Below are 19904 nucleotides of genomic sequence, written 5' to 3'. Positions count from 1 at the left end.
GAGCGGACGGGCGGACCGCCCGGGTCAGTGCCCGACCGACCTGACCAGGGTGAAGACCGCGCCCTCCGGGTCCGCCACCACGGCGAGCCGCCCCGCCGTGCCGTCGCGCGGCGGGGACAGCACCCGGCCGCCGAGCTCCCCGACGAGCCGGGCGGCCGCGTCCGCGTCGGCCACCTCGAAGTACGTCATCCAGTGCGGGCCCCGGTCCCGGGGCAGCGCGTCGCCGACGCCGTGCAGGGAGGCCACCGGGGACCCGTCCACGAAGAGCGTCGCGTAGTCGTGCTCGGGCGAGCCGGCCGTCTCCAGGTCGAAACCGAAGACCGACCGGTAGAACTTGCCGATCGACGTCTCGTACGTGAGCAGCTCGTTCCACACCGGGGTCCCCGGCGGCCCCGCCGTCGCCGTGCCGTGGTGCGCCTCCGCCTGCCAGACGCCGAAGACCGCGCCCATCGGGTCGGAGCAGATCGCCATCCGGCCCGCCTCGCCCGCGTCCAGCGGGCCCACCGCGACGGTGCCGCCGCAGCTCCGGATGGACTCGGCGGTCCCGTCGGCGTCCTCGGTGGCCAGGTAGGGGGTCCAGGCGATGCGCAGGTGCCGGTCGACCGGCAGCCGGCCGATGCCCGCCACCTCCCTGCCGCCGAGCAGGGCGCGGACGTACGGGCCGAGCTGCTCGGGACCGGGTACGAACTCCCAGTCGAAGAGCGCCTTGTAGAACTCCTGCGTGGCGTCAAGCCCGTGCACCATCAGGCTCACCCAACAGGGTGTGCCGGGTGGGCGCCGAGTCGCCTCGGTCATCGTCACCCTCTCCTCGGACCATCGTCGTGGCCGTGCCCCCTTCCGGCGGTGAAACCGGTGGTGGCGCGGTGCGCCCCGGACGCACCACGTCGTGGCGCGCTCCCGCGGGGAAGACGCCGGGTCCGTCCCGCGCGGCCGTGCGGCTGCGCGAGTATGGCATCCATGAAGCCCATCATCTCCGCAAGCGAACTGCTGAGCGAGTCGGCCGGGGCCCGGCCGCCGGTCCTCCTGGACGTCCGCTGGGCGCTCGGCGGGCCGCCCGGACGGCCCGCCTACGAGGCCGGTCACCTGCCCGGCGCGGTCTACGTCGACCTGGACGCGGAACTCGCGGGACCGCCCGGGAGCGGCGGCCGCCACCCCCTGCCCGACCCGGAGGCCTTCGGCGCCGCGATGCGCCGTGCGGGCGTCTCGGCGGACCGGCCGGTCGTCGTCTACGACGGAGGCTCCGGCTGGGGCGCCGCCCGCGCCTGGTGGCTGCTCCGCTGGGCGGGCCACCCGGACGTGCGGGTCCTGGACGGGGGCCTCGCGGCCTGGACGGGCGAGCTCACGGAGAAGGTCCCCGCGCCCGAGCCGGGCGACTTCCGGCCCGCACCGGGCGCCCTCGGCCTGCTCGACGCCGACGGGGCGGCGGCCCTGGCCCGCTCGGGGCTGCTCCTGGACGCGCGGGCGGCCGAGCGCTACCGCGGGGACGTGGAGCCGATCGACCGCGTCGGCGGGCACATCCCGGGCGCGGTCTCGGCACCGACGACCGAGAACGTCGACGCCGGGGGCCTCTTCCTGGCCGCCGACGCCCTGCGGGACCGGTTCACCGCCCTGGGCGCGGCCGAGGGGACCCCGGTCGCCGTCTACTGCGGCTCCGGCGTCTCCGGCGCCCACGAGGTGCTCGCCCTGGAGATCGCGGGCATCCCGGCGTCCCTCTACGCCGGCTCCTGGTCGGAGTGGTCCGCCGACCCGTCCCGCCCGGTGGCCACGGGCCCGGACCCGCGGTAGCGCGGCCGGGCCCCCCGCACGCGCGTAGCCCGGCCCGCCGACCGGTGAACGTCCGTACGCGAAGGGAAGGGGCCCGCGCCGTGACGACGACGCGGGCCCCTCTCCGTACACCCCGGTACGTCTCCGTACACCTTCGTACGTCTCCGTACGGAGGTCAGTCCTGCTTCTTCCTCCGCGTGCCGAAGACGATCTCGTCCCAGCTCGGCACCGCCGCGCGCCGCCCCGGGCGGACGCCGTCCGCCTCGGCCTGGCGGTCCGTGGTGCCGGTGAGGCGGTCGCGGTGGCCCGAGACCGCGCGGGGCATGAGCACGTCGGCGTACGCGGCGCCCGCGCCCGCCGAGGCGGCCGGGGCCGGCGGCTCCTCCGCCTCGGGCTCGTCCGAGGGCTCGGAGGAGTCCGGCTGCTCGGGCACGACCATGTCGCCGCGGAAGCTCGGCACGGCTTCCAGGAGGCTCGTCAGGGAGTCCCGCTCGTCCTCCCCCTCGGACGGCGGCGCGGGAGCCCGCTCCAGCTGGCGGTCCAGGGCGCGGTCGAGCGGCCGGTCCCGGGGCAGCCGGGCGATGCGCGGCACGAACGGGAAGCTGGGCTCCGGCGCGGCGGCGATCGTGTCGTCCGTCTCGCCGATCAGGGCCCGCGCCTCGTCGTCCACGGCCTGGACGAGCCGCCGGGGCGGGTCGTACGTCCAGCTCGCCGTGTGGATCTCGCCCGCGACGCGGTAGACGAGCAGCACCTCCCAGGTGCCGTCGTCCCGCCGCCAGGAGTCCCACTGCACGGTGTCCTTCTCGGCGCCGCGCAGCAGCAGCCGCTCCTGCACCGCCTCGCCGAGCTGGGGGCCGCTGTTCTCCCCGGGCCTGCGGACCGGGGTCTTGCGGGCCCGCTCCGCCATGAAGGCGCGCTCCGCGAGCACGGGGCCCTCGAAGCGGCGCACGCGGTCGACGGGGATGCCGGCGAGCTGGGCGACCTCCTCGGCGGAGGCACCGGCTCGTATCCGCGCCTGGATGTCGCGGGGGCGGAGGTGGCTCTCCACCTCGATCTCGATCTGGCCGAGGCGCGCGCGGTCGTTGCGCACGGCGGCGCGGAGCCGCTCGTCGATCGGAAGTGTGTACTCCGTGCTGTCAGCAGCCTTCAGCACCAGTCGTGTGCCGTCGTTGGAGACGGCCACGACACGCAGTTCGGGCATGGGGACCTCCCGGGTGGTGCCTGCCGACGTCACGTGCGTCGCTGCTTCCGCTAGTCGAGTGTGGCCTGCCCGGGTGCAGCCTGCCACTACCTTGCCGAGTTGCCCGCGTGTCGGGCGTGGACCCTGGAACGCCGTTATGGCACGGTGACCTGTTGACTACCCGGAGTGACTGGCGGTCACTCTGTGCAGCCGGTTCCCGTGCGATGCCGAGCGCCGCCGGTTCGAGCGCCGTCTCCGGCTCCCTTCCCGTGACCCCGGGCACCCGTGAGGGCGTCCGGACCCAGGGTTCGTCAATGTACTCCATTCGGGCCACCTGGGTGGACCGGCGCGCCGCTCAACTTCTCGGGCGGTGCGGGAGTTGAGTCTCCGTGATCTTCCCCCGTACGTGTCGCTCTTCACAGAAGGACCGGAAACGGAACTATTCCCTTCCCCCATTTGTCCCTTCTGGGTGCAAGGCACTCGGATGAGTCAGCAGGGGTTGGAGATGCGCCACAGGCCGGAGACCGACACGGACGAGCCGAAGGAGGCGAAGGCGGAGGAGCGCGAGAAGGAGCGGGAGGGGAACGAAGGGAACGAAGAGAACGAGGAGAGCGACAGGAGAAGGATCGACCTGAGCGTGGCCCAGGTCTCGGGCAGCGCCCTGGCCGCGGTCATCGCCGCCAAGCTCGCCTCGACCCTGGGGGTGTACGGCACGATCATCGGCGCGGGCGTGATCAGCGTGATCGCCACCTGCGGAGGCCCGTTCTTCCAGTACGTCTTCCGGCGCACCGGCGAGCAGGTCCGCGGCGCGACCGCCGCCGCCAGGCCGAAGGCCCGCCGGGTCCCGCTCGCGACCGGCGCCGCCGCCCGGCGGGACGACCCCACCCTGCTGCTCGCCGCGGTCCCGTCACCCCTCCCCGAGCGGGAGGAGTTCGGCGCGGCGACCACCCACGGCACCCGGGTCCGGGGCTGGAGGCGCCCGGCGATCGCCGCCGCCCTGGTCTTCGGCGTCACCATGGGCGGCATCACCACCTACGAACTGGTCGCCGGGGAGGACTTCAGCGGCCGGCAGGGGACCACGACCTTCGGCTCGGCCGTCCGGGGCGGCGGGCACGACGGACGGGACGCGCCGGACCCGGGCGGGGAGACCGCCCCCGCGCCCTCCGGCTCCTCCGACGGCACCGGCCGGCCGGGGGACGGCGCCGGCTCCGGGACCGGACCCACCCCGAGCGGGAACGGCCGGAGTTCCGGGCAGCCGGACGGCGGACGGACCGGGACCGGGACCCCGTCGGCCGAGCCGACCCCGTCCCTCCCCACCGACGGCGGGACGACGTCCGCGCCGGTGCCGACCGGCCCCACCACGGGACCGACCCTCCCGACCGGGGAGCCGTCCACGGGCACGGGACCGACCGGCGTCCCGACCGCCCCGTCGGTCCCGGCACCGGCGGGACCCGACACCGACACAGACACCGGCGCCGGCCCGGAGCCCGGAACCGAATGACGCCGAAGGAACGGTAAACGGCCGCCACGCACCCGCGTGGCGGCCGTTTTCACACGCCGGCCGTCGCATCAGTCGCCCAGGACCCGCCGCAGGTAGTCGTTGGCGAAGAGCCGGTCCGGGTCGAGCCGGTCGCGCAGCGCCGTGAACTCGGCGAAGCGCGGATAGACCTCGGCGAGGTGGGCGGCGTCGCGGGTGTGCAGCTTGCCCCAGTGGGGGCGGCCGCCGTGCGCCGTCATGATGCGCTCCACCGCGGTGAAGTACGCCCGGTGGGGCGTCCCCTTGTAGAGGTGGACGGCGATGTAGGCGGTCTCCCGCCCCGAGGCCGTGGACAGCGGGATGTCGTCCGCCGGGGCCGTGCGCACCTCCACCGGGAAGCTCACCTTGAGCGGCGACCGCTCCACCATCGCCTTGACCTCGCGCAGCGCGGCGACCGCCGCCTCGCGCGGCAGCGCGTACTCCATCTCCACGAAGCGCACCCGGCGCGGCGAGGTGAAGACCTTGTACGGGATGTCGGTGTACGTACGGGCCGACAGGGCCCGGCTGGAGACCCTGGCGAGCGCGGGGACGACCGGCGGCACCGCCCTGCCCAGCGAGCAGGCGAGCTGGAAGACCCCGTTCGAGAGGAACTCGTCCTCCACCCAGCCGCTGATCCGTCCGGGGGGAGCCGCGGGACCCGCGCTGCGGTTGTTGCGCTTGGTGTTGCAGTTGTCCGTGTGGGGGAACCAGTAGAACTCGAAGTGCTCGTTCTCCGCGTGCAGCGCGTCGAACTCCGAGGTGACCCGGTCGAAGGTCATCGGCTCCTCGCGCGCGGTGAGCAGGAAGACCGGCTCCACCGCGAAGGTGATCGCGCTGATCACGCCGAGGGCGCCGAGCCCGATCCGGGCGGCCGCGAAGACCTCGGGATTCTCCTTCTCCGAACAGGTCAGCAGCTGCCCGTCGGCCGTCACCAGTTCGAGGGCGCGGATCTGCGCCGCCGTCGACGCCGAGTCGCGGCCCGTGCCGTGCGTACCGGTGGAGGTGGCCCCGGCGACGGTCTGCTCCATGATGTCGCCCATGTTCGTGAGCGACAGGCCCTCCCGGGCCAGCGCCACGTTGAGCCGCTTCAGGGAGGTGCCGGACTCGACCGTCACGGTCATCGCCTCGCGGTCGATCCGCCGGATCCCGGTCAGCAGCCCCGGCCGGATCAGCACGCCGTCGGTGGCCGCGATCGAGGTGAAGGAGTGGCCGGTGCCGACCGTCTTCACCCGCAGCCCGTCCTCGGCCGCCCGGCGCACCGCCTCGGCGAGCTCCTCGGCCGAGGCCGGGCTCACCTCGCGGACCGGGCGGGAGGTGACGTTCCCCGCCCAGTTACGCCACGGACCGCTCGCCGTCCTGCTGCTCCCCGACCCCGCTGTCGTCGTCCCGCTCACGCTGCCCCTCCCGCTTCGGCGCCGGCCTGCGCAGCCGGCGGTGTCCGAGGAGACCCACCGCGACCGCGACCGCGCCCGAGACGACGGGCACCACGTACCCCGCTTCCGCTCCCGACGCGTCGACCACCCAGCCGGCGGCCGAGGAGCCGAGCGCCACGCCGATCGCGAGACCCGTACCCGTCCAGGTCATGCCCTCGGTCAGCTTGGTGCGCGGTACGTGCGCTTCGACGAGGGCCATCGTGGTCACCATCGTAGGTGCGATGGAGAGGCCCGCGACGAAGAGCGCCACGGCCAGCAACGGCAGGTTCCCGGCCAGTAGGAGGGGGATCATACTCACGGCCATCGCGCAGACGCCCAGCAGCCACCTGCGGGACGGCTCGCCCTTGAGGTGGAGCAGTCCGAAGACGGCCCCGGCCAGGCAGGAGCCCAGCGCGTAGACGGCCAGGACGAGGCTGGCGGCGGCCTTGTGCCCCCGCTCCTCGGCGAAGGCCACGGTCACCACGTCCACCGAGCCGAAGATGGCGCCGGTGGCGACGAAGGCGAGGACCAGGACCCGCAGACCGGGGGAGCGGAGCAGGGAGGCGTCCCGCTCGCCGCCCCGCCGGGGGTGCGGCCGGGGCTCCGTGGCGCGCTGCGCGGTCAGCCAGAAGACGCCGATCGCGAGGAACACCCCGGCGAGCAGCGGACCGGCCTCGGGGAACCAGGTCGTCGACAGGCCGATGGAGATGATCGGGCCGAAGATGAAGCACACCTCGTCGACGATCGACTCCCAGGAGTACGCCGTGTGCAGGCTCCGCCCCTCGCCCCGGTAGATCTCCGCCCAGCGGGCCCGGATCATCGCCCCGACGCTCGGCACGCAGCCGATCAACGCGGTGAACAGGAAGAACGTCCAGTCCGGAGCCCCCTCCCGCACACAGAGGAGCAGCCCGGCGCCCGCGGCGAGCGACACCAGCGTCACCGGCCGGAGCACCCGGCGCTGTCCGTGCCGGTCGACCAGGCGCGAGACCAGGGGGCCGAGGACCGCGGCGGACGTCGCGAGCGTCGCCGAGAGCGCGCCGGCGAGCCCGTACCGGCCGGTGACCTGCGAGATCATGGTGACGATGCCGATGCCCATCATGGACAGGGGCATCCGGCCGAGGAGACCGGCGACGGAGAACGACGCGGTTCCGGGCGCCGCGAAGATCGCGCGGTAGGGACTGGGCAAGGGGGTCTCCGGAAATCTCCGTGCTTCGGAGCTGGCTCCGCGCGACGACTCGGCACGCGCCCGCGACCGCCGGACACGTGTAGTTAACAGCTAAAGCCTACGGCGTTGAAGTGAGTGGGGCATCCCCCTTTTCGGACGGCCGGCGACGACGGCCGCCTTGCTCCTTCCGACGGGCCCCGCTCCTTCCGACGGGCCCCGCTCCTTCCGACGGGCCCCGCTCCTTCCGACGGGCCCCGCCCCTTCCGACGGGCCGCGCCCCTGCCGCCGGGGACGGGTGGGAGGATCGGTGTCATGTCCGATCAGCACGATCCCGCCCCGTACGACGCCCTGCTGCTGCTCTCCTTCGGCGGTCCCGAGGGCCCGGACGACGTGGTCCCGTTCCTGGAGAACGTGACGCGCGGCCGCGGCATCCCGAAGGAACGGCTCAAGGAGGTGGGGCAGCACTACTTCCTCTTCGGCGGCGTCTCCCCGATCAACGACCAGAACCGCGCGCTCCTCGACGCGCTGCGCAAGGACTTCGCGGAGGCCGGACTCGGCCTCCCGGTCCACTGGGGCAACCGGAACTGGGCGCCGTACCTCACCGACACCCTCCGGGAGATGATCACCGACGGGCGGCGCCACATCGCCGTGCTCACCACCAGCGCGTACGCCTCCTACTCCGGCTGCCGCCAGTACCGCGAGAACCTCGCCGACGCGCTCGCGACCCTGGAGGCGGAGGGGCTCCCGCTGCCCCGGGTCGACAAGCTCCGGCACTACTTCAACCACCCCGGCTTCGTCGAGCCCATGGTCGAGGGCGTCCTCGCCTCCCTCGCCGACCTCGACCCGGCCGTCCGCGACGGCGCCCACCTCGCCTTCACCACCCACTCCATCCCCGACTCCGCCGCCGACACCTCGGGACCGGCCACCGGGCACGGCGAGGGCGGGGCCTACGTGCGCCAGCACCTCGACGTGGCGCGCACGATCGCCGACGCCGTCCGCGAGCGGACCGGCACCGACCACCCCTGGAAGCTCGTCTACCAGTCCCGCAGCGGCGCCCCCCACGTCCCGTGGCTGGAGCCCGACATCTGCGACCACCTGGAGGAGCTGCACGGCGCCGGGGCGCCCGCGGCCGTCATGGTCCCGATCGGCTTCGTCTCCGACCACATGGAGGTCCTGTACGACCTCGACACCGAGGCCACGGCCAAGGCGGCCGAGCTCGGCCTGCCCGTCCAGCGCTCGGCCACCGTCGGCTCCGACCCGCGCTTCGCCGCCGCCGTCCGCGACCTCGTCCTGGAGCGGGCCGCCGGGGAGCGGGGGAGCCGGGTGGAACGGTGCGCCCTGGGCGCGCTCGGGCCCTCCCACGACCTGTGCCCGATCGGCTGCTGCCCGGCCAGGACGGAGCGGCCCGCGGCGGCCGGCGCCGACAGCCCGTACGCCTGAGCACCGGGGCCCGTACGCGCAGGGCCCCCGGCGCGCGGGCGAAGCCGTACGCGCGCGTGCGGCCCGCGGCCCGTCCGCACGTACGCGCGTGAAGCCCGCGACCCGGTCCGTACGCGCACCCGTACGCGCAAGAGAGACCCGTGACCCGTCCGTACGCGCAAGGAGATCCCATGACCGAGGTTCCCGACCCCCTCCTCACCGAGCTGCACGACCTCGCCCTGGAGGCCGCCCGGCGGGCCGGAGCGCTGCTGCGCGACGGCCGGCCCGACGACCTGACCGTGGCGAAGACCAAGACGAGCCCCATCGACGTGGTCACCGAGATGGACATCGCCGCCGAGAAGCTGATCACCGGCTTCCTCGCCGAGCACCGCCCGCAGGACGGCCTCCTCGGCGAGGAGGGCGCCGCCAGCCCCGGCACCAGCGGTGTCCGCTGGGTCATCGACCCGCTCGACGGCACCGTGAACTACCTCTACGGCCTGCCCACCTGGGGCGTCTCGATCGCCGCCGAACGGAACGGCGAGACCGTCGTCGGCGTGGTCGAGGCGCCGCTGCGCGGCGAGACGTACCACGCGGTCCTCGGCCGCGGCGCGTACGCCGGGGACCGGCGGCTCGCCGTCCGCCCCTCGCCCGCGCTCGACCAGGCCCTGCTCGGCACCGGCTTCGCCTACGTGCAGACCCGGCGCGCCCACCAGGCCGACGTCGCCCGGCAGGTGATCCCGCTCGTCCGCGACATCCGGCGCGGCGGCTCGGCCGCCCTCGACCTCTGCGACGTCGCCGCGGGCCGCCTCGACGCCTACTACGAGCGCGGCCTCAACCCCTGGGACCTCGCCGCGGGCGCGCTGATCGCCCGCGAGGCGGGCGCCCTGACCGGCGGCCGCCCCGGGGAGCCGGAGTCCGGCGACCTGACGGTCGCGGCCTCCCCGGGCCTCTTCGCACCCCTCCAGGAGCTCCTGGAGGAGCTGGGCGCCTGGCACGACTGACCCCGGTCCCGGCGGGCCGGGAGGGGACGGACGAGGGCCCCGGCGCCGGGACGGCACCGGGGCCCTGCGCGGGTGTACGGCTCCACCGGCGGGAGCGGTGGCAGCGGCGGGCCGGGTCAGGCCGCTCCCGGTACGGCCACCTCCACGCCGTACTCGGCGGCCAGGCGGTGCAGGTCCTCCAGCTCGGCCTGCTCCACCTCCACCAGGTAGTCGTCTCCCGTCTCACGCGCCCGCGTGAGGTCCGTCTGCGTGGTCCTGATGCGGTGCAGCAGGCCTGCGGTGAAAGCGTCCATCGTGCGCCCCCTCGTCGTGGGTCAGGTGGCACGGGGGTGTGCCGAGGGTGTTCGGATCACGCGCTGCGGTCTCTGGGGGACAGAGAGCGTCGGGTGGCGTGCCACATACAGGGCGTGATCGCGGGGTGTGCAGTCGTCCTCCCCACCCCCTTCCTCAGAGAAACCTCAACTGGCCCGCGAACCAGATGAATTCTCGGTGCCCCTCCCCGGGACGTCGCCGGGGCGCCGTCCGGCCCCCGGGCCCGCACCGCCGCCTTACAGCCGGTTTACGCGCGTACGGGGCAGGATGGACACCCACAGTCAGCTCAGGTCTCGGCCGCTCCCCGCCCCGGGACGCGGCTCAAGGGAAGGATGTACGACGTGCGCGTACTCGTCGTCGAGGACGAGCAGCTGCTCGCCGATGCGGTGGCCACCGGACTGCGCCGGGAGGCCATGGCCGTCGACGTCGTGTACGACGGCGCGGCGGCCCTGGAGCGCGTGGGGGTCAACGACTACGACGTCGTCGTCCTCGACCGCGACCTCCCCCTCGTGCACGGCGACGACGTCTGCCGCCGGATCGTCGAGCTGGGCATGCCCACCCGCGTCCTGATGCTCACCGCCTCCGGCGACGTCAGCGACCGCGTGGAGGGCCTGGAGCTGGGCGCGGACGACTACCTCCCCAAGCCCTTCGCCTTCACCGAGCTCACCGCGCGCGTGCGGGCCCTCGGCCGCCGCACGACCGTGCCGCTCCCGCCGGTCCTGGAGCGCGCCGGCATCAAGCTCGACCCGAACCGCCGCGAGGTCTTCCGCGACGGCCGCGAGGTCCAGCTCGCGCCGAAGGAGTTCGCCGTCCTGGAGGTCCTCATGCGCAGCGAGGGCGCCGTCGTCTCGGCCGAGCAGCTCCTGGAGAAGGCCTGGGACGAGAACACCGACCCGTTCACCAACGTGGTCCGCGTCACCGTCATGACCCTGCGCCGCAAGCTCGGGGAGCCCCCCGTCATCGTCACCGTGCCCGGCTCCGGGTACCGGATCTGAACCCGATGGCCACGACTCCCGCGCCCCACCCCCAGGCGCCCCCCAAGCCGACCTGGGACCCCAGGGACCCCGTCCGCCCGCTCCTGCGCCCGACCATCCGGATACGGCTCACCCTGCTGTACGGCGGGATGTTCCTGATCGCGGGCATCCTGCTGCTCTCGATCATCTACCTCTTCACCGCGCAGGCCCTCAGCGACAGCGCGGCCCGGCTGCCCTTCAAGGTGATCGACGGCACGGTCCAGCCGACCACCTCCGGGTGCCAGCTGCCCGCGAAGGGCACCGGCGACCAGCTCAACGACGCGGTCACGCTCTGTCTGCGGCACCAGGGCGACCAGGCCCTGGACGACCTGCTGCGCCGCTCGCTCTTCGCCCTGCTCGGCCTGAGCATCATCGCCTTCGCCTTCGGCTACGCCATGGCGGGGCGGGTGCTCTCCCCGCTCGGCCGGATCACCCGCACCGCCCGCCAGGTGGCCGGTTCGGACCTGTCCCGGCGGATCGAGCTGGACGGCCCGGACGACGAGCTCAAGGAGCTGGCCGACACCTTCGACGAGATGCTGGAGCGCCTGGAGCGGGCCTTCACCGCCCAGCAGCGGTTCGTCGCGAACGCCTCGCACGAGCTGCGGACCCCGCTCGCGATCAACCGCACCCTCCTGGAGGTGCACCTCTCCGATCCCGGGGCGCCCGTGGAGCTCCAACAGCTCGGCAAGACCCTGCTCGCCACCAACGAGCGCAGCGAGCAGCTCGTCGAGGGCCTGCTGCTGCTCGCCCGGAGCGACAACCAGATCATCGAGCGCAAGGCCGTCGACCTCGCCGAGGTCGCCGAGCGGGGCGTCGACCAGGTGCACGCCGAGGCCGAGGCCAGGGGCGTGGAGATCCGCGGCGAGCGCGCGCCCGCCGTCGTCCAGGGCAACGGCGTCCTGCTCGAACGGATCACGCTGAACCTGCTCCAGAACGCCGTGCGGTACAACGTGCCGGAGGGCGGCTGGGTGGAGGTCACCACCGAGGTCGAGCACGGCCAGGCGGTGCTGCTCGTCTCGAACACGGGACCCGTGGTCCCCGCGTACGAGATCGACAACCTCTTCGAGCCGTTCCGGCGGCTCCGGCAGGAGCGGACCGGCAGCGACAAGGGGGTCGGCCTCGGCCTGTCGATCGCCCGGTCCGTGGCCCGCGCCCACGGCGGCCGTATCATCGCGGAGCCCCGCGAGGGCGGCGGGCTCGTGATGCGCGTCACTCTGCCGATCTGACACACTGCACGGGCCGACCGGTTCCGTTCGCTTTGCGCGGAATTCCGCGCCCCCATCCCTGAGGCGCTCATGTGTGATCGATCACAGGGGAGGGTGCCCGGGCGTCCACTCTCCGTGACCGGGAAATCCCTCCGAAAACCAGGAAAAGTCCGGGTTTTCGGGACCCCCGATGACGGGAAGTACACGGGGTGGCGCCTGCAAGGGACGCCCGCCGGACCGTGTACGGTCCGGTTCGCCACCCGAAGCCGATCACTCGTGAGAGGGCGCGACGGGTGTCGATTGAGTAACAGACCTTGATGTGAGGCAAAATCTCCGCCTCAGGTCGGGCACAAGTCCGACCTCTCACGCGTTACGTGCGCTGGAGACACCGCAACCACCCAGAGGGGGAGAGCGACATGGCAACGGATTACGACACCCCACGCAAGACCGACGACGACGTCGACTCGGACAGCCTTGAGGAACTGAAGGCCCGCCGGAACGACAAGTCGACCTCGACCGTCGACGTCGACGAGTTCGAGGCCGCCGAAGGCCTGGAGCTTCCCGGCGCCGACCTCTCGAACGAGGAGCTGGCCGTCCGGGTCCTGCCCAAGCAGGCCGACGAGTTCACGTGCATGAGCTGCTTCCTCGTGCACCACCGGAGCCAGCTGGCCCGGGAGAAGAACGGTCAGCCCATCTGCCGCGACTGCGACTGAGAACGCTCGACCGTGGCAGGCGACACACCGTCCCGGAAGCGGCGTCCGCGGCTCTTCGGGAGCCCGCGGACGGACAAGGGCGGACAAGGCCCGGCAGGGGGCGCCCAGGAGGCCCCCGACGCCGAGCCCACCGCCTCCCTGCCCTCCCTCGGCGCACGTGACGACGAGCGGGGCCTACCGGCCTCGCTCGAAGCGGCCACCGCGCCGGAGGAGGCACCCCTTCCCGCGGAGCGGGGCACGGGGCAGGACGACGGGTCGCCCGTCGAAGCACGACGGGCCGGGCGCCTCGGCGCCGTCAGACGGCTCGCCGACCCGGCGCGCAGCCGGCTCGACAAGATGAAGATCGACTCCGGTCGCGTCGACGCCGTCCGGCGCGGCGTCGCCCAGGGCGTCAAGCGCGGCGGAGACGGCGCGAAAGCGGGCATCGGCCATCTGGCCGACCGGCTGATCGACCTCGCCCCCCGGATCCCCGTCCGCGACCTGGCGACCCTCCGCAGGCACTTCCCCGGGCTCGGCCCCGAGGAGATCGCCGACAAGCTCGTCACCGGCGCGGCGAACGCGTCCTCGACCGTGGGCGCGGGCATCGGCGTCGCCGCCATGCTCCCCGTACCCCCGGCCCTGCCCGCCGAGCTGGCGGCCGAGATCACCGGCGTCGCCGCCGTGGAGCTCAAGCTCGTCGCCGAACTGCACGAGGTGTACGGGCTGCGTCCCCCCGGCCGGCTCACCCAGCGCTCGGCGGCCTATCTGGCCTCCTGGGCCGAGGAGCGGGGCATCGACCCCACCAAGCCCACCACCGTCAACGCGGCGCTCGGCGGACAGCTCAAGCGCGAACTGCGCCAGCAGATCATGAAGCGCATGGTGCGCAACCTGCCGAACCTCATGCCGTTCATGGTGGGCGCCGCCGTCGGCGCCGTCATGAACCGCCGCGACACCAAGAAGCTCGCCGCGCACATCCGCAAGGACCTGCGCGAGCGCCAGGTGCCCTGGAGCGCCCTCCCGGAGCTGCCCCTGCTGGACCAGCCCGAGAACCCCGAGGAACTGGGCTTCTAGGGGGTGTCCGGCTTCACGGGCCCGGCGGCCGTTCCCGGCCGCCCGGCACCCCGCCGCCGTCAGTCCCCGGCGCCCGTCCGTGCGGACTCGACCGCGGCGACCAGCGCCTCCGGCTCGCGGCTGGACAGGTACACGTACGGCGTCGGGTCCGCCGGGTCCGTCACCTCGATCCGCACCGCCCGCGGCACGTAGCCGCGCATCAGCATGAAGGCGCGCGTATCCGCCTTGTACGTGCGCCAGGCGCGCGCCTCCTCCGCGTCGAGCACCTCGGCCGCCCCCAGGGCGGAGACCGGGATCCGCGCGTCGCCCGCCACCAGCGAACCGGCCACCACCCGGATCCGGGCGGAGCCGTACGAGGAGACCGCGACCCCGGCGAGCACCGCCGCCACGATCAGACCGCCCAGCATCGGGACCGTCCCGAACGGGAACATGATCAGACCGCCGGACAGGCCCAGCAGGCCCGCGATCACCCACCAGGAGCCGGGCGCCGTCAGCCGCTCGTCGAAGCGCGGCGCGGCCGGGGCGGCGGAGGGCTCGGCGGAGGACTCGGGGGAGGGGGCCGGGGACGGTACGGAAGGCTGCATGCGTCCAAGCTTGGCACGGCGCGACCCGCGTCCGTCCGCGCGGGTAAGGTCTGCGCCTGTGACTGCAACATCTGCCGCCCTCACCCCGCCGGCCGACGCCATACCGCCGGTACGCCACCCCGACGCACCGGCCCCCGGCGAGCTGCTCGGCTCGCACTACGGGCACTGTTTCGGGTGCGGCGGCGGACAGCCCCACGGCCTCCACCTGGAGGCGCGGGCGGGCGAGGGCGTGACCGTCACCGCCGAGTTCACGGTGACCGCCGACCACCAGGGCGCCCCCGGCCTCGCGCACGGCGGCGTCCTCGCCACCGCGCTCGACGAGACCCTCGGCTCCCTCAACTGGCTGCTGCGGGTCATCGCCGTGACCGGACGCCTGGAGACCGACTTCCTGCGGCCCGTGCCGGTCGGCACCGTGCTCCACCTGGAGGCCGCCGTCACCGCCGTGCACGGCCGCAAGCTCTACTCGACCGCCGTCGGCCGGATCGGCGGGCCGGAAGGCCCCGTCGCCGTCCGCGCCGACGCCCTCTTCGTCGAGGTCAAGGTCGACCACTTCATCGACAACGGGCGCCCGGAGGAGATCCGGGCGGCCATGTCCGACCCCGACCAGCTCAGGCGCGCCCGCGCCTTCGAGGTGAACCCCTGATGCGCAACCCCGTCGACGTACTGATCCGGCGTGTGGACCCCGAGGTCCCCATCCCGGCCTACGGGCACCCCGGCGACGCCGGCGCCGACCTCGTGACCACGGAGGCCGCCGTACTGGCCCCCGGCGAGCGCGCCGTCCTGCCCACCGGCGTCTCCCTGGCCCTCCCCGACGGGTACGCCGCCTTCGTGCACCCGCGCTCCGGTCTCGCGGCCCGCTGCGGAGTGGCGCTCGTGAATGCCCCGGGGACGGTGGATGCCGGGTACCGTGGAGAGATCAAGGTGATCGTGGTCAATCTCGACCCGCACGAGAGCGTGCGGTTCGAACGATTCGACCGGATTGCCCAACTCGTCGTCCAGCAGGTCGAGAAGGTGCGCTTCCACGAGGTGGCGGAACTTCCCGGTTCGGCGCGGGCCGAGGGGGGCTTCGGGTCCACCGGCGGCCACGCCGCCGTGGACGGCACAACGGGTGGGAATCGATACGCTTCGGTCGTATCCGACCGGGAAGGACAGTGACGTGTTCGGACGTCGCAAGAAGAGCGGTGCCGCCGAGGACGCGGCGGGCGAGGCCGAGCAGGTCGTCGACGCGGTGGAGGACGAGGACGCGGCCCGGCCGCGTCGGGTGAACCTCCCGCCCGCGCCCCGGCCCGACGGGCCCTGGGACATCTCCGAGGTCACCAAGCCCGACGAGGGCCGCGTGGACCTCGGCGGGATCTTCGTACCCGGCGTCGAGGGCATGGAGCTGCGGGTCGAGGTGGCGGGCGACGCGATCGTCGCGGCCACCGTCGTGCTGCGCGACAGCGCCGTACAGCTCCAGGCCTTCGCCGCCCCCAAGAACGAGGGCATCTGGGGCGAGGTCCGTGACGAGATCGCCACGGGCATCGTCCAGCAGGGCGGTGTCATCGACGAGGTCGAGGGGCCGCTGGGCTGGGAGCTGCGCGCGCAGGTCCCCGTGCAGCTGCCGGACGGCAACCGGGGCGTGCAGCTCGTGCGCTTCGTGGGCGTCGACGGGCCCCGCTGGTTCCTGCGCGGAGTGATCTCCGGCCAGGGCGCGGTCCAGCCCGAGGCGGCCGGGCTCCTGGAGCAGATCGTCCGCGACACCGTGGTCGTCCGCGGCGAGGGCCCGATGGCCCCGCGCGACCCGATCGTCCTCAAGCTGCCGAACGACGCGCAGATGGTGCCGGACGGCGTGCAGCAGGAGGAGCAGGAGAACTCCCGCTTCTCCGGCGGCATGGGCCAGCTCCAGCGCGGCCCGGAGATCTCCGAGATCCGCTGAACCGCGGGGCCGGAAACTCACGGAAAGGCCGGTGGGCCGTTCCCGTACCTCGCGTACGGGAACGGCCCACCGGCCTTTCCGGTCCCTCCTCCCGGCGGCCCCCGGCTCCCCGGCGGCCCTCCCGGTTTTCCACAGGCCGCGACCCCGCCCCTGGTCCTCCGGACCCGCGCCGGACCATACTGGCGAGCGCACACGTTCGAAGAGGGGGAGCGCAGGGTGAGCGAGAGCAGCACGGGGTCCGCGACGGCCGTCGTCGAGGAGCCGGCGGACCCGCCCATGATCCGCGTCGAGGACCTGCGCCGCTCGTACGGCACGGGCGAGGCCGCGGTCCACGCCCTGCGCGGCGTCTCCTTCGACATCCCGCGCGGCGAGCTCGTCGCCCTCAAGGGCCGCTCCGGCTCCGGCAAGACGACGCTGCTCAACCTCGTGGGCGGCCTCGACACCGCCGACGGCGGCCGGATCGTCATCGACGGCACCGACCTCTCCACGCTCGGCGAGAGCGGCCTCCTGGAGCTGCGCCGCGACCGGATCGGCTTCATCTTCCAGTCCTTCGGCCTCCTCCCGATCCTCTCCGCCGCGGAGAACGTGGGCGTGCCCCTGCGGCTGCGCAGGGCGGACCCGAAGGAGCGCGAGGAGCGGGTGGCCCTGCTGCTCGGACTGGTGGGCCTCGCCGACCACGCGGCCCAGCGGCCCGGCGAGCTCTCCGGCGGCCAGCAGCAGCGCGTGGCCATCGCCCGCGCCCTCGCCAACAAGCCGGCCCTGCTCATAGCCGACGAGCCGACCGGCCAGCTCGACGCGGAGACCGGCCTCGCCGTCATGCAGCTGCTGCGGGCCGTGGTCCGCAGCGAGGGCTGCACGGCCCTGGTCGCCACCCACGACCCCCAGCTCCTGAGCCTGGCGGACCGGGTCCTGGAGCTGCGCGACGGCGAGATCCTGGAGGCCTGAGGACACCCGGGACCCGTCCGGCGGATCAGGGCCGGGCAGACCCCGGACGCGGGCGGGCATCAGGATCACGTCAATACCGCCCGCGGCCGTTCTCCGCGTGCGGGACACCCGATCGGCTGGACGTATGGTCGATCCATGGGACGCGGCAAGCTACGCATCTACCTCGGCGCTGCGCCGGGCGTCGGCAAGACCTACGCGATGCTCTCCGAGGGCCACCGCCGGGTGGAGCGCGGCACGGACTGCGTGGTCGCGTTCGTCGAGCACCACGGACGGCCGCGCACGGAGACGGTGCTGCGCGGCCTGGAGCAGGTCCCGCGCCGCACCCTGGAGCACCGGGGGGCCGCCCTCACCGAGATGGACGTCGACGCGGTCCTGGCCCGCCGCCCCGCGGTCGCCCTCGTCGACGAGCTCGCCCACACGAACGCGCCCGGCTCCCGCAACCCCAAGCGCTGGCAGGACGTCGCCGAACTGCTCGCGGCCGGCATCGACGTCGTCTCCACCGTCAACATCCAGCACCTGGAGTCGCTCGGCGACGTCGTCGAGGCGATCACGGGCGTGCGCCAGCGGGAGACCGTCCCCGACGAGGTCGTGCGCCGGGCGGACCAGATCGAACTGGTCGACATGAGCCCGGAGGCGCTGCGGCGCCGGATGGCCCACGGCAACGTCTACACCTCGGACAAGGTCGACGCGGCCCTCTCCAACTACTTCCGCCCCGGCAACCTCACCGCCCTGCGCGAACTGGCGCTGCTCTGGACCGCCGACCGGGTCGACGAGTACCTCCGCAAGTACCGGGGCGAGCACAACATCCGCTCCACCTGGCAGGCCCGGGAGCGCATCGTCGTCGGCCTGACCGGCGGACCCGAGGGCCGCACCCTCATACGCCGGGCCACCCGCCTCGCCGAGAAGGGCGCCGGCGGCGAGGTCCTCGCCGTCTACATCGCCCGCAGCGACGGGCTCACCGCGGCCTCCCCGAAGGAGCTGGCCGTCCAGCGCACCCTCGTCGAGGACCTCGGCGGAACGTTCCACCACGTCATCGGCGACGACGTCCCCACCGCGCTCCTGGAGTTCGCCCGCGGCGTCAACGCCACCCAGATCGTCCTCGGCTCCAGCCGCCGCCGGACCTGGCAGTACGTCCTCGGCCCCGGCGTCGGGCAGACCGTCGCCCGCGAATCCGGGCCCGACCTGGACGTCCACATCGTCACCCACGGCGAGGTCGCCAAGGGGCGCGGCCTGCCGGTCGCGCGCGGCGCCCGCCTCGGCCGCTCCCGGATCCTCGCCGCCTGGACGGTCGGCGTCGCGGGGCCCGCCTGCCTCGCCCTGCTCCTCACCCACGTCGACGCCGACCTCGGCCTCGCCAACGACATGCTGCTCTTCCTCGCCCTGACGGTGGCCGCCGCGCTGCTCGGCGGGTTCCTGCCGGCGCTCGCCTCGGCCGCCGCCGGCTCGCTCCTCCTCAACTGGTTCTTCACCCCGCCCGTCCACCGGCTGACCATCGCCGACCCCAAGAACATCGTCGCCCTCGCCGTCTTCCTCGGCGTCGCGATGTCGGTCGCCTCGGTGGTCGACCTGGCCGCCCGCCGCACCCACCAGGCCGCCCGGCTGCGCGCGGAGTCCGAGGTGCTCTCCTACCTCGCGGGCAGCGTGCTGCGCGGCGAGACCAGCCTGGACGCCCTCCTCGAACGGGTCCGCGAGACCTTCTCCATGGAGTCGGTCGCCCTCCTGGAGCGCGAGGACGAGGTCGAGCCGTGGACGCCCGTCGCGAGCGTCGGCCCCCACCCGGCGGCCCGGCCGGAGGAGGCGGACGCCGACATGCCGGTCGGGGACCGCCTGGCGCTCGCCCTGTCCGGCCGGGTGCTGCCCGCCGAGGACCGGCGCGTCCTCGGCGCCTTCGCCGCCCAGGCCGCCGTCGTCCTCGACCGGCAGCGGCTCGTCGGCGAGGCGGAGGAGGCCCGGAAGCTGGCCGAGGGCAACAAGATCCGCACCTCCCTGCTCGCCGCCGTCAGCCACGACCTGCGGACCCCGCTCGCGAGCATCAAGGCATCGGTCTCCTCCCTCCGCTCCGACGACGTCGAGTGGTCCGAGCAGGACCGGGCCGAGTTCCTGGAGGGCATCGAGGCCGGGGCCGACCGCCTCGACCACCTCGTCGGCAACCTCCTCGACATGTCCCGCCTGCGGACCGGCACCGTCGCCCCCCTCATGCGGATCGTCGACCTCGACGAGGTCGTCCCCATGGCCCTCGGGGGAGTGCCGGACGGCAGCGCCGAGCTCGACATACCCGAGACGCTGCCCATGGTCGAGGTCGACAAGGGCCTCCTGGAACGGGCCGTCGCCAACATCGTGGAGAACGCCGTGAAGTACAGCCCCGGGGGCGTGCCCGTCGCCGTCGCCGCCAGCGCCCTGGGGGACCGGGTCGAACTGCGGGTCGTGGACCGCGGCCCCGGCGTCCCCGACGAGGCCAAGGACGGCATCTTCGAGCCCTTCCAGCGCTTCGGCGACGCCCCGCGCGGCTCCGGCGTCGGCCTCGGCCTCGCCGTGGCCCGCGGCTTCGTCGAGGCGATGGGCGGCACCCTCGGCGCCGAGGACACCCCGGGCGGCGGCCTCACCATGGTCCTCACCCTGCGGGCCGCGCGGGGCGCGCCCCCGGCACCGGTCGCCGACCTGCCGGCCCACGCGGTGACCTGAGCCGCGCCCCTCCCCGTATCCGTACCCG

General features: G+C 74.0%; 19 protein-coding genes. 13 read left to right on the top strand and 6 right to left on the bottom strand.

Annotated features, from left to right (window positions below; translation table 11 throughout):
• Window positions 1-24: 24 nt before the first annotated feature.
• The gene (locus ACIP5O_RS23580) at window positions 25-795 is read right to left on the bottom strand and encodes a VOC family protein (protein WP_401296395.1); all 771 of its coding nucleotides are present in this window, start codon (window positions 793-795) and stop codon (window positions 25-27) included.
• A 162-nt stretch (window positions 796-957) separates the two neighbouring features.
• Between ACIP5O_RS23580 and ACIP5O_RS23575 the strand changes: the two genes are divergently transcribed.
• Window positions 958-1785: a sulfurtransferase gene (locus ACIP5O_RS23575; protein ID WP_401296393.1), complete on the top strand. Its 828-nt coding sequence runs from the start codon at window positions 958-960 to the stop codon at window positions 1783-1785.
• Between the two features lie 154 nt (window positions 1786-1939).
• On the opposite strand, the gene sepH is transcribed toward ACIP5O_RS23575, so the two are convergent.
• Entirely contained in the window at window positions 1940-2998 is a 1059-nt protein-coding gene (gene sepH, locus ACIP5O_RS23570) for a septation protein SepH (protein WP_401296392.1), read from the bottom strand.
• A 451-nt stretch (window positions 2999-3449) separates the two neighbouring features.
• Between sepH and ACIP5O_RS23565 the strand changes: the two genes are divergently transcribed.
• Window positions 3450-4445, top strand: coding sequence for a hypothetical protein (locus ACIP5O_RS23565; protein ID WP_401296390.1), 996 nt, complete (start codon window positions 3450-3452; stop codon window positions 4443-4445).
• A gap of 68 nt (window positions 4446-4513) precedes the next feature.
• Here the strand turns inward: ACIP5O_RS23565 and ACIP5O_RS23560 are convergent, their stop codons facing one another.
• Together ACIP5O_RS23560 and ACIP5O_RS23555 are read right to left on the bottom strand one after the other, a co-directional pair.
• Window positions 4514-5854, bottom strand: a complete 1341-nt coding sequence (locus ACIP5O_RS23560) for a D-arabinono-1,4-lactone oxidase (RefSeq protein ID WP_401296388.1) — start codon at window positions 5852-5854, stop codon at window positions 4514-4516.
• Window positions 5793-7058 (bottom strand): MFS transporter, encoded by a 1266-nt coding sequence (locus ACIP5O_RS23555; RefSeq protein WP_401296386.1) that lies wholly within the window; start codon window positions 7056-7058, stop codon window positions 5793-5795. The genes ACIP5O_RS23560 and ACIP5O_RS23555 overlap by 62 nt, the downstream gene beginning before the upstream one ends.
• A 291-nt stretch (window positions 7059-7349) precedes the next feature.
• On the opposite strand from ACIP5O_RS23555, the gene ACIP5O_RS23550 reads away from it, so the two are divergent.
• Together ACIP5O_RS23550 and ACIP5O_RS23545 are read left to right on the top strand one after the other, a co-directional pair.
• The gene (locus ACIP5O_RS23550; protein WP_401296384.1) at window positions 7350-8477 is read left to right on the top strand and encodes a ferrochelatase; all 1128 of its coding nucleotides are present in this window, start codon (window positions 7350-7352) and stop codon (window positions 8475-8477) included.
• 170 nt (window positions 8478-8647) lie between these two features.
• Window positions 8648-9457, top strand: coding sequence for an inositol monophosphatase family protein (locus ACIP5O_RS23545; protein WP_356549213.1), 810 nt, complete (start codon window positions 8648-8650; stop codon window positions 9455-9457).
• Between the two features lie 116 nt (window positions 9458-9573).
• Here the strand turns inward: ACIP5O_RS23545 and ACIP5O_RS23540 are convergent, their stop codons facing one another.
• Window positions 9574-9750: a hypothetical protein gene (locus ACIP5O_RS23540; protein ID WP_185893510.1), complete on the bottom strand. Its 177-nt coding sequence runs from the start codon at window positions 9748-9750 to the stop codon at window positions 9574-9576.
• A gap of 360 nt (window positions 9751-10110) precedes the next feature.
• Here ACIP5O_RS23540 and ACIP5O_RS23535 point away from each other — a divergent pair, with 360 nt between their 5' ends.
• The 4 genes from ACIP5O_RS23535 (at window position 10111) to ACIP5O_RS23520 (ending at window position 13750) form a co-directional block, all read left to right on the top strand.
• Window positions 10111-10764 carry a response regulator transcription factor gene (locus ACIP5O_RS23535; protein ID WP_030211224.1) on the top strand — a complete coding sequence of 218 codons (654 nt, stop codon included), beginning with the start codon at window positions 10111-10113 and terminating at the stop codon, window positions 10762-10764.
• Window positions 10765-10769: 5 nt separating this feature from the next.
• A complete protein-coding gene (locus ACIP5O_RS23530; protein WP_401296381.1) occupies window positions 10770-12008 on the top strand; it encodes a sensor histidine kinase in 1239 nt (412 codons plus the stop codon).
• A gap of 395 nt (window positions 12009-12403) precedes the next feature.
• Window positions 12404-12700: a DUF4193 domain-containing protein gene (locus ACIP5O_RS23525; RefSeq protein ID WP_003955561.1), complete on the top strand. Its 297-nt coding sequence runs from the start codon at window positions 12404-12406 to the stop codon at window positions 12698-12700.
• A 12-nt stretch (window positions 12701-12712) separates the two neighbouring features.
• Window positions 12713-13750, top strand: a complete 1038-nt coding sequence (locus ACIP5O_RS23520; RefSeq protein ID WP_401296379.1) for a hypothetical protein — start codon at window positions 12713-12715, stop codon at window positions 13748-13750.
• A gap of 59 nt (window positions 13751-13809) precedes the next feature.
• On the opposite strand, the gene ACIP5O_RS23515 is transcribed toward ACIP5O_RS23520, so the two are convergent.
• Window positions 13810-14334: a DUF3093 domain-containing protein gene (locus tag ACIP5O_RS23515; protein WP_401296377.1), complete on the bottom strand. Its 525-nt coding sequence runs from the start codon at window positions 14332-14334 to the stop codon at window positions 13810-13812.
• Between the two features lie 58 nt (window positions 14335-14392).
• On the opposite strand from ACIP5O_RS23515, the gene ACIP5O_RS23510 reads away from it, so the two are divergent.
• The 5 genes from ACIP5O_RS23510 to ACIP5O_RS23490 all read left to right on the top strand — a co-directional run bounded on the left by ACIP5O_RS23510 (window position 14393) and on the right by ACIP5O_RS23490 (window position 19876).
• On the top strand, window positions 14393-14977 hold the full coding sequence (locus ACIP5O_RS23510) for a PaaI family thioesterase (RefSeq protein ID WP_356549218.1): 585 nt from the start codon (window positions 14393-14395) through the stop codon (window positions 14975-14977).
• Window positions 14977-15489 (top strand): dUTP diphosphatase, encoded by a 513-nt coding sequence (dut, locus tag ACIP5O_RS23505; protein ID WP_365551614.1) that lies wholly within the window; start codon window positions 14977-14979, stop codon window positions 15487-15489. Before ACIP5O_RS23510 ends, dut begins: the two co-directional genes overlap by 1 nt.
• A 1-nt stretch (window position 15490) precedes the next feature.
• Window positions 15491-16249, top strand: a complete 759-nt coding sequence (locus tag ACIP5O_RS23500; RefSeq protein ID WP_356549220.1) for a DUF3710 domain-containing protein — start codon at window positions 15491-15493, stop codon at window positions 16247-16249.
• A gap of 216 nt (window positions 16250-16465) precedes the next feature.
• Window positions 16466-17194, top strand: coding sequence for an ABC transporter ATP-binding protein (locus tag ACIP5O_RS23495; RefSeq protein WP_401296374.1), 729 nt, complete (start codon window positions 16466-16468; stop codon window positions 17192-17194).
• Between the two features lie 135 nt (window positions 17195-17329).
• Entirely contained in the window at window positions 17330-19876 is a 2547-nt protein-coding gene (locus ACIP5O_RS23490; protein ID WP_401296372.1) for a DUF4118 domain-containing protein, read from the top strand.
• Window positions 19877-19904: the final 28 nt, after the last annotated feature.

The organism is Streptomyces sp. NPDC088915 (assembly GCF_044749825.1).
GTDB lineage: Bacteria > Actinomycetota > Actinomycetes > Streptomycetales > Streptomycetaceae > Streptomyces.
Note: the sequence above shows the minus strand (reverse complement) of the source record. Positions and strands in the feature narration are given on the sequence as shown.

Bases quoted from the DNA above. Each gene is read 5' to 3' on its own strand.
- dut (WP_365551614.1), top strand. From the start codon at position 14,977: ATGCGCAACCCCGTCGACGTACTGATCCGGCGTGTGGACCCCGAGGTC.
- ACIP5O_RS23550 (WP_401296384.1), top strand. From the start codon at position 7,350: ATGTCCGATCAGCACGATCCCGCCCCGTACGACGCCCTGCTGCTGCTC.
- ACIP5O_RS23490 (WP_401296372.1), top strand. From the start codon at position 17,330: ATGGGACGCGGCAAGCTACGCATCTACCTCGGCGCTGCGCCGGGCGTC.
- ACIP5O_RS23525 (WP_003955561.1), top strand. From the start codon at position 12,404: ATGGCAACGGATTACGACACCCCACGCAAGACCGACGACGACGTCGAC.
- ACIP5O_RS23530 (WP_401296381.1), top strand. From the start codon at position 10,770: ATGGCCACGACTCCCGCGCCCCACCCCCAGGCGCCCCCCAAGCCGACC.
- ACIP5O_RS23515 (WP_401296377.1), bottom strand. From the start codon at position 14,334: ATGCAGCCTTCCGTACCGTCCCCGGCCCCCTCCCCCGAGTCCTCCGCC.
- ACIP5O_RS23575 (WP_401296393.1), top strand. From the start codon at position 958: ATGAAGCCCATCATCTCCGCAAGCGAACTGCTGAGCGAGTCGGCCGGG.
- ACIP5O_RS23545 (WP_356549213.1), top strand. From the start codon at position 8,648: ATGACCGAGGTTCCCGACCCCCTCCTCACCGAGCTGCACGACCTCGCC.
- ACIP5O_RS23565 (WP_401296390.1), top strand. From the start codon at position 3,450: ATGCGCCACAGGCCGGAGACCGACACGGACGAGCCGAAGGAGGCGAAG.
- ACIP5O_RS23540 (WP_185893510.1), bottom strand. From the start codon at position 9,750: ATGGACGCTTTCACCGCAGGCCTGCTGCACCGCATCAGGACCACGCAG.
- ACIP5O_RS23580 (WP_401296395.1), bottom strand. From the start codon at position 795: ATGACCGAGGCGACTCGGCGCCCACCCGGCACACCCTGTTGGGTGAGC.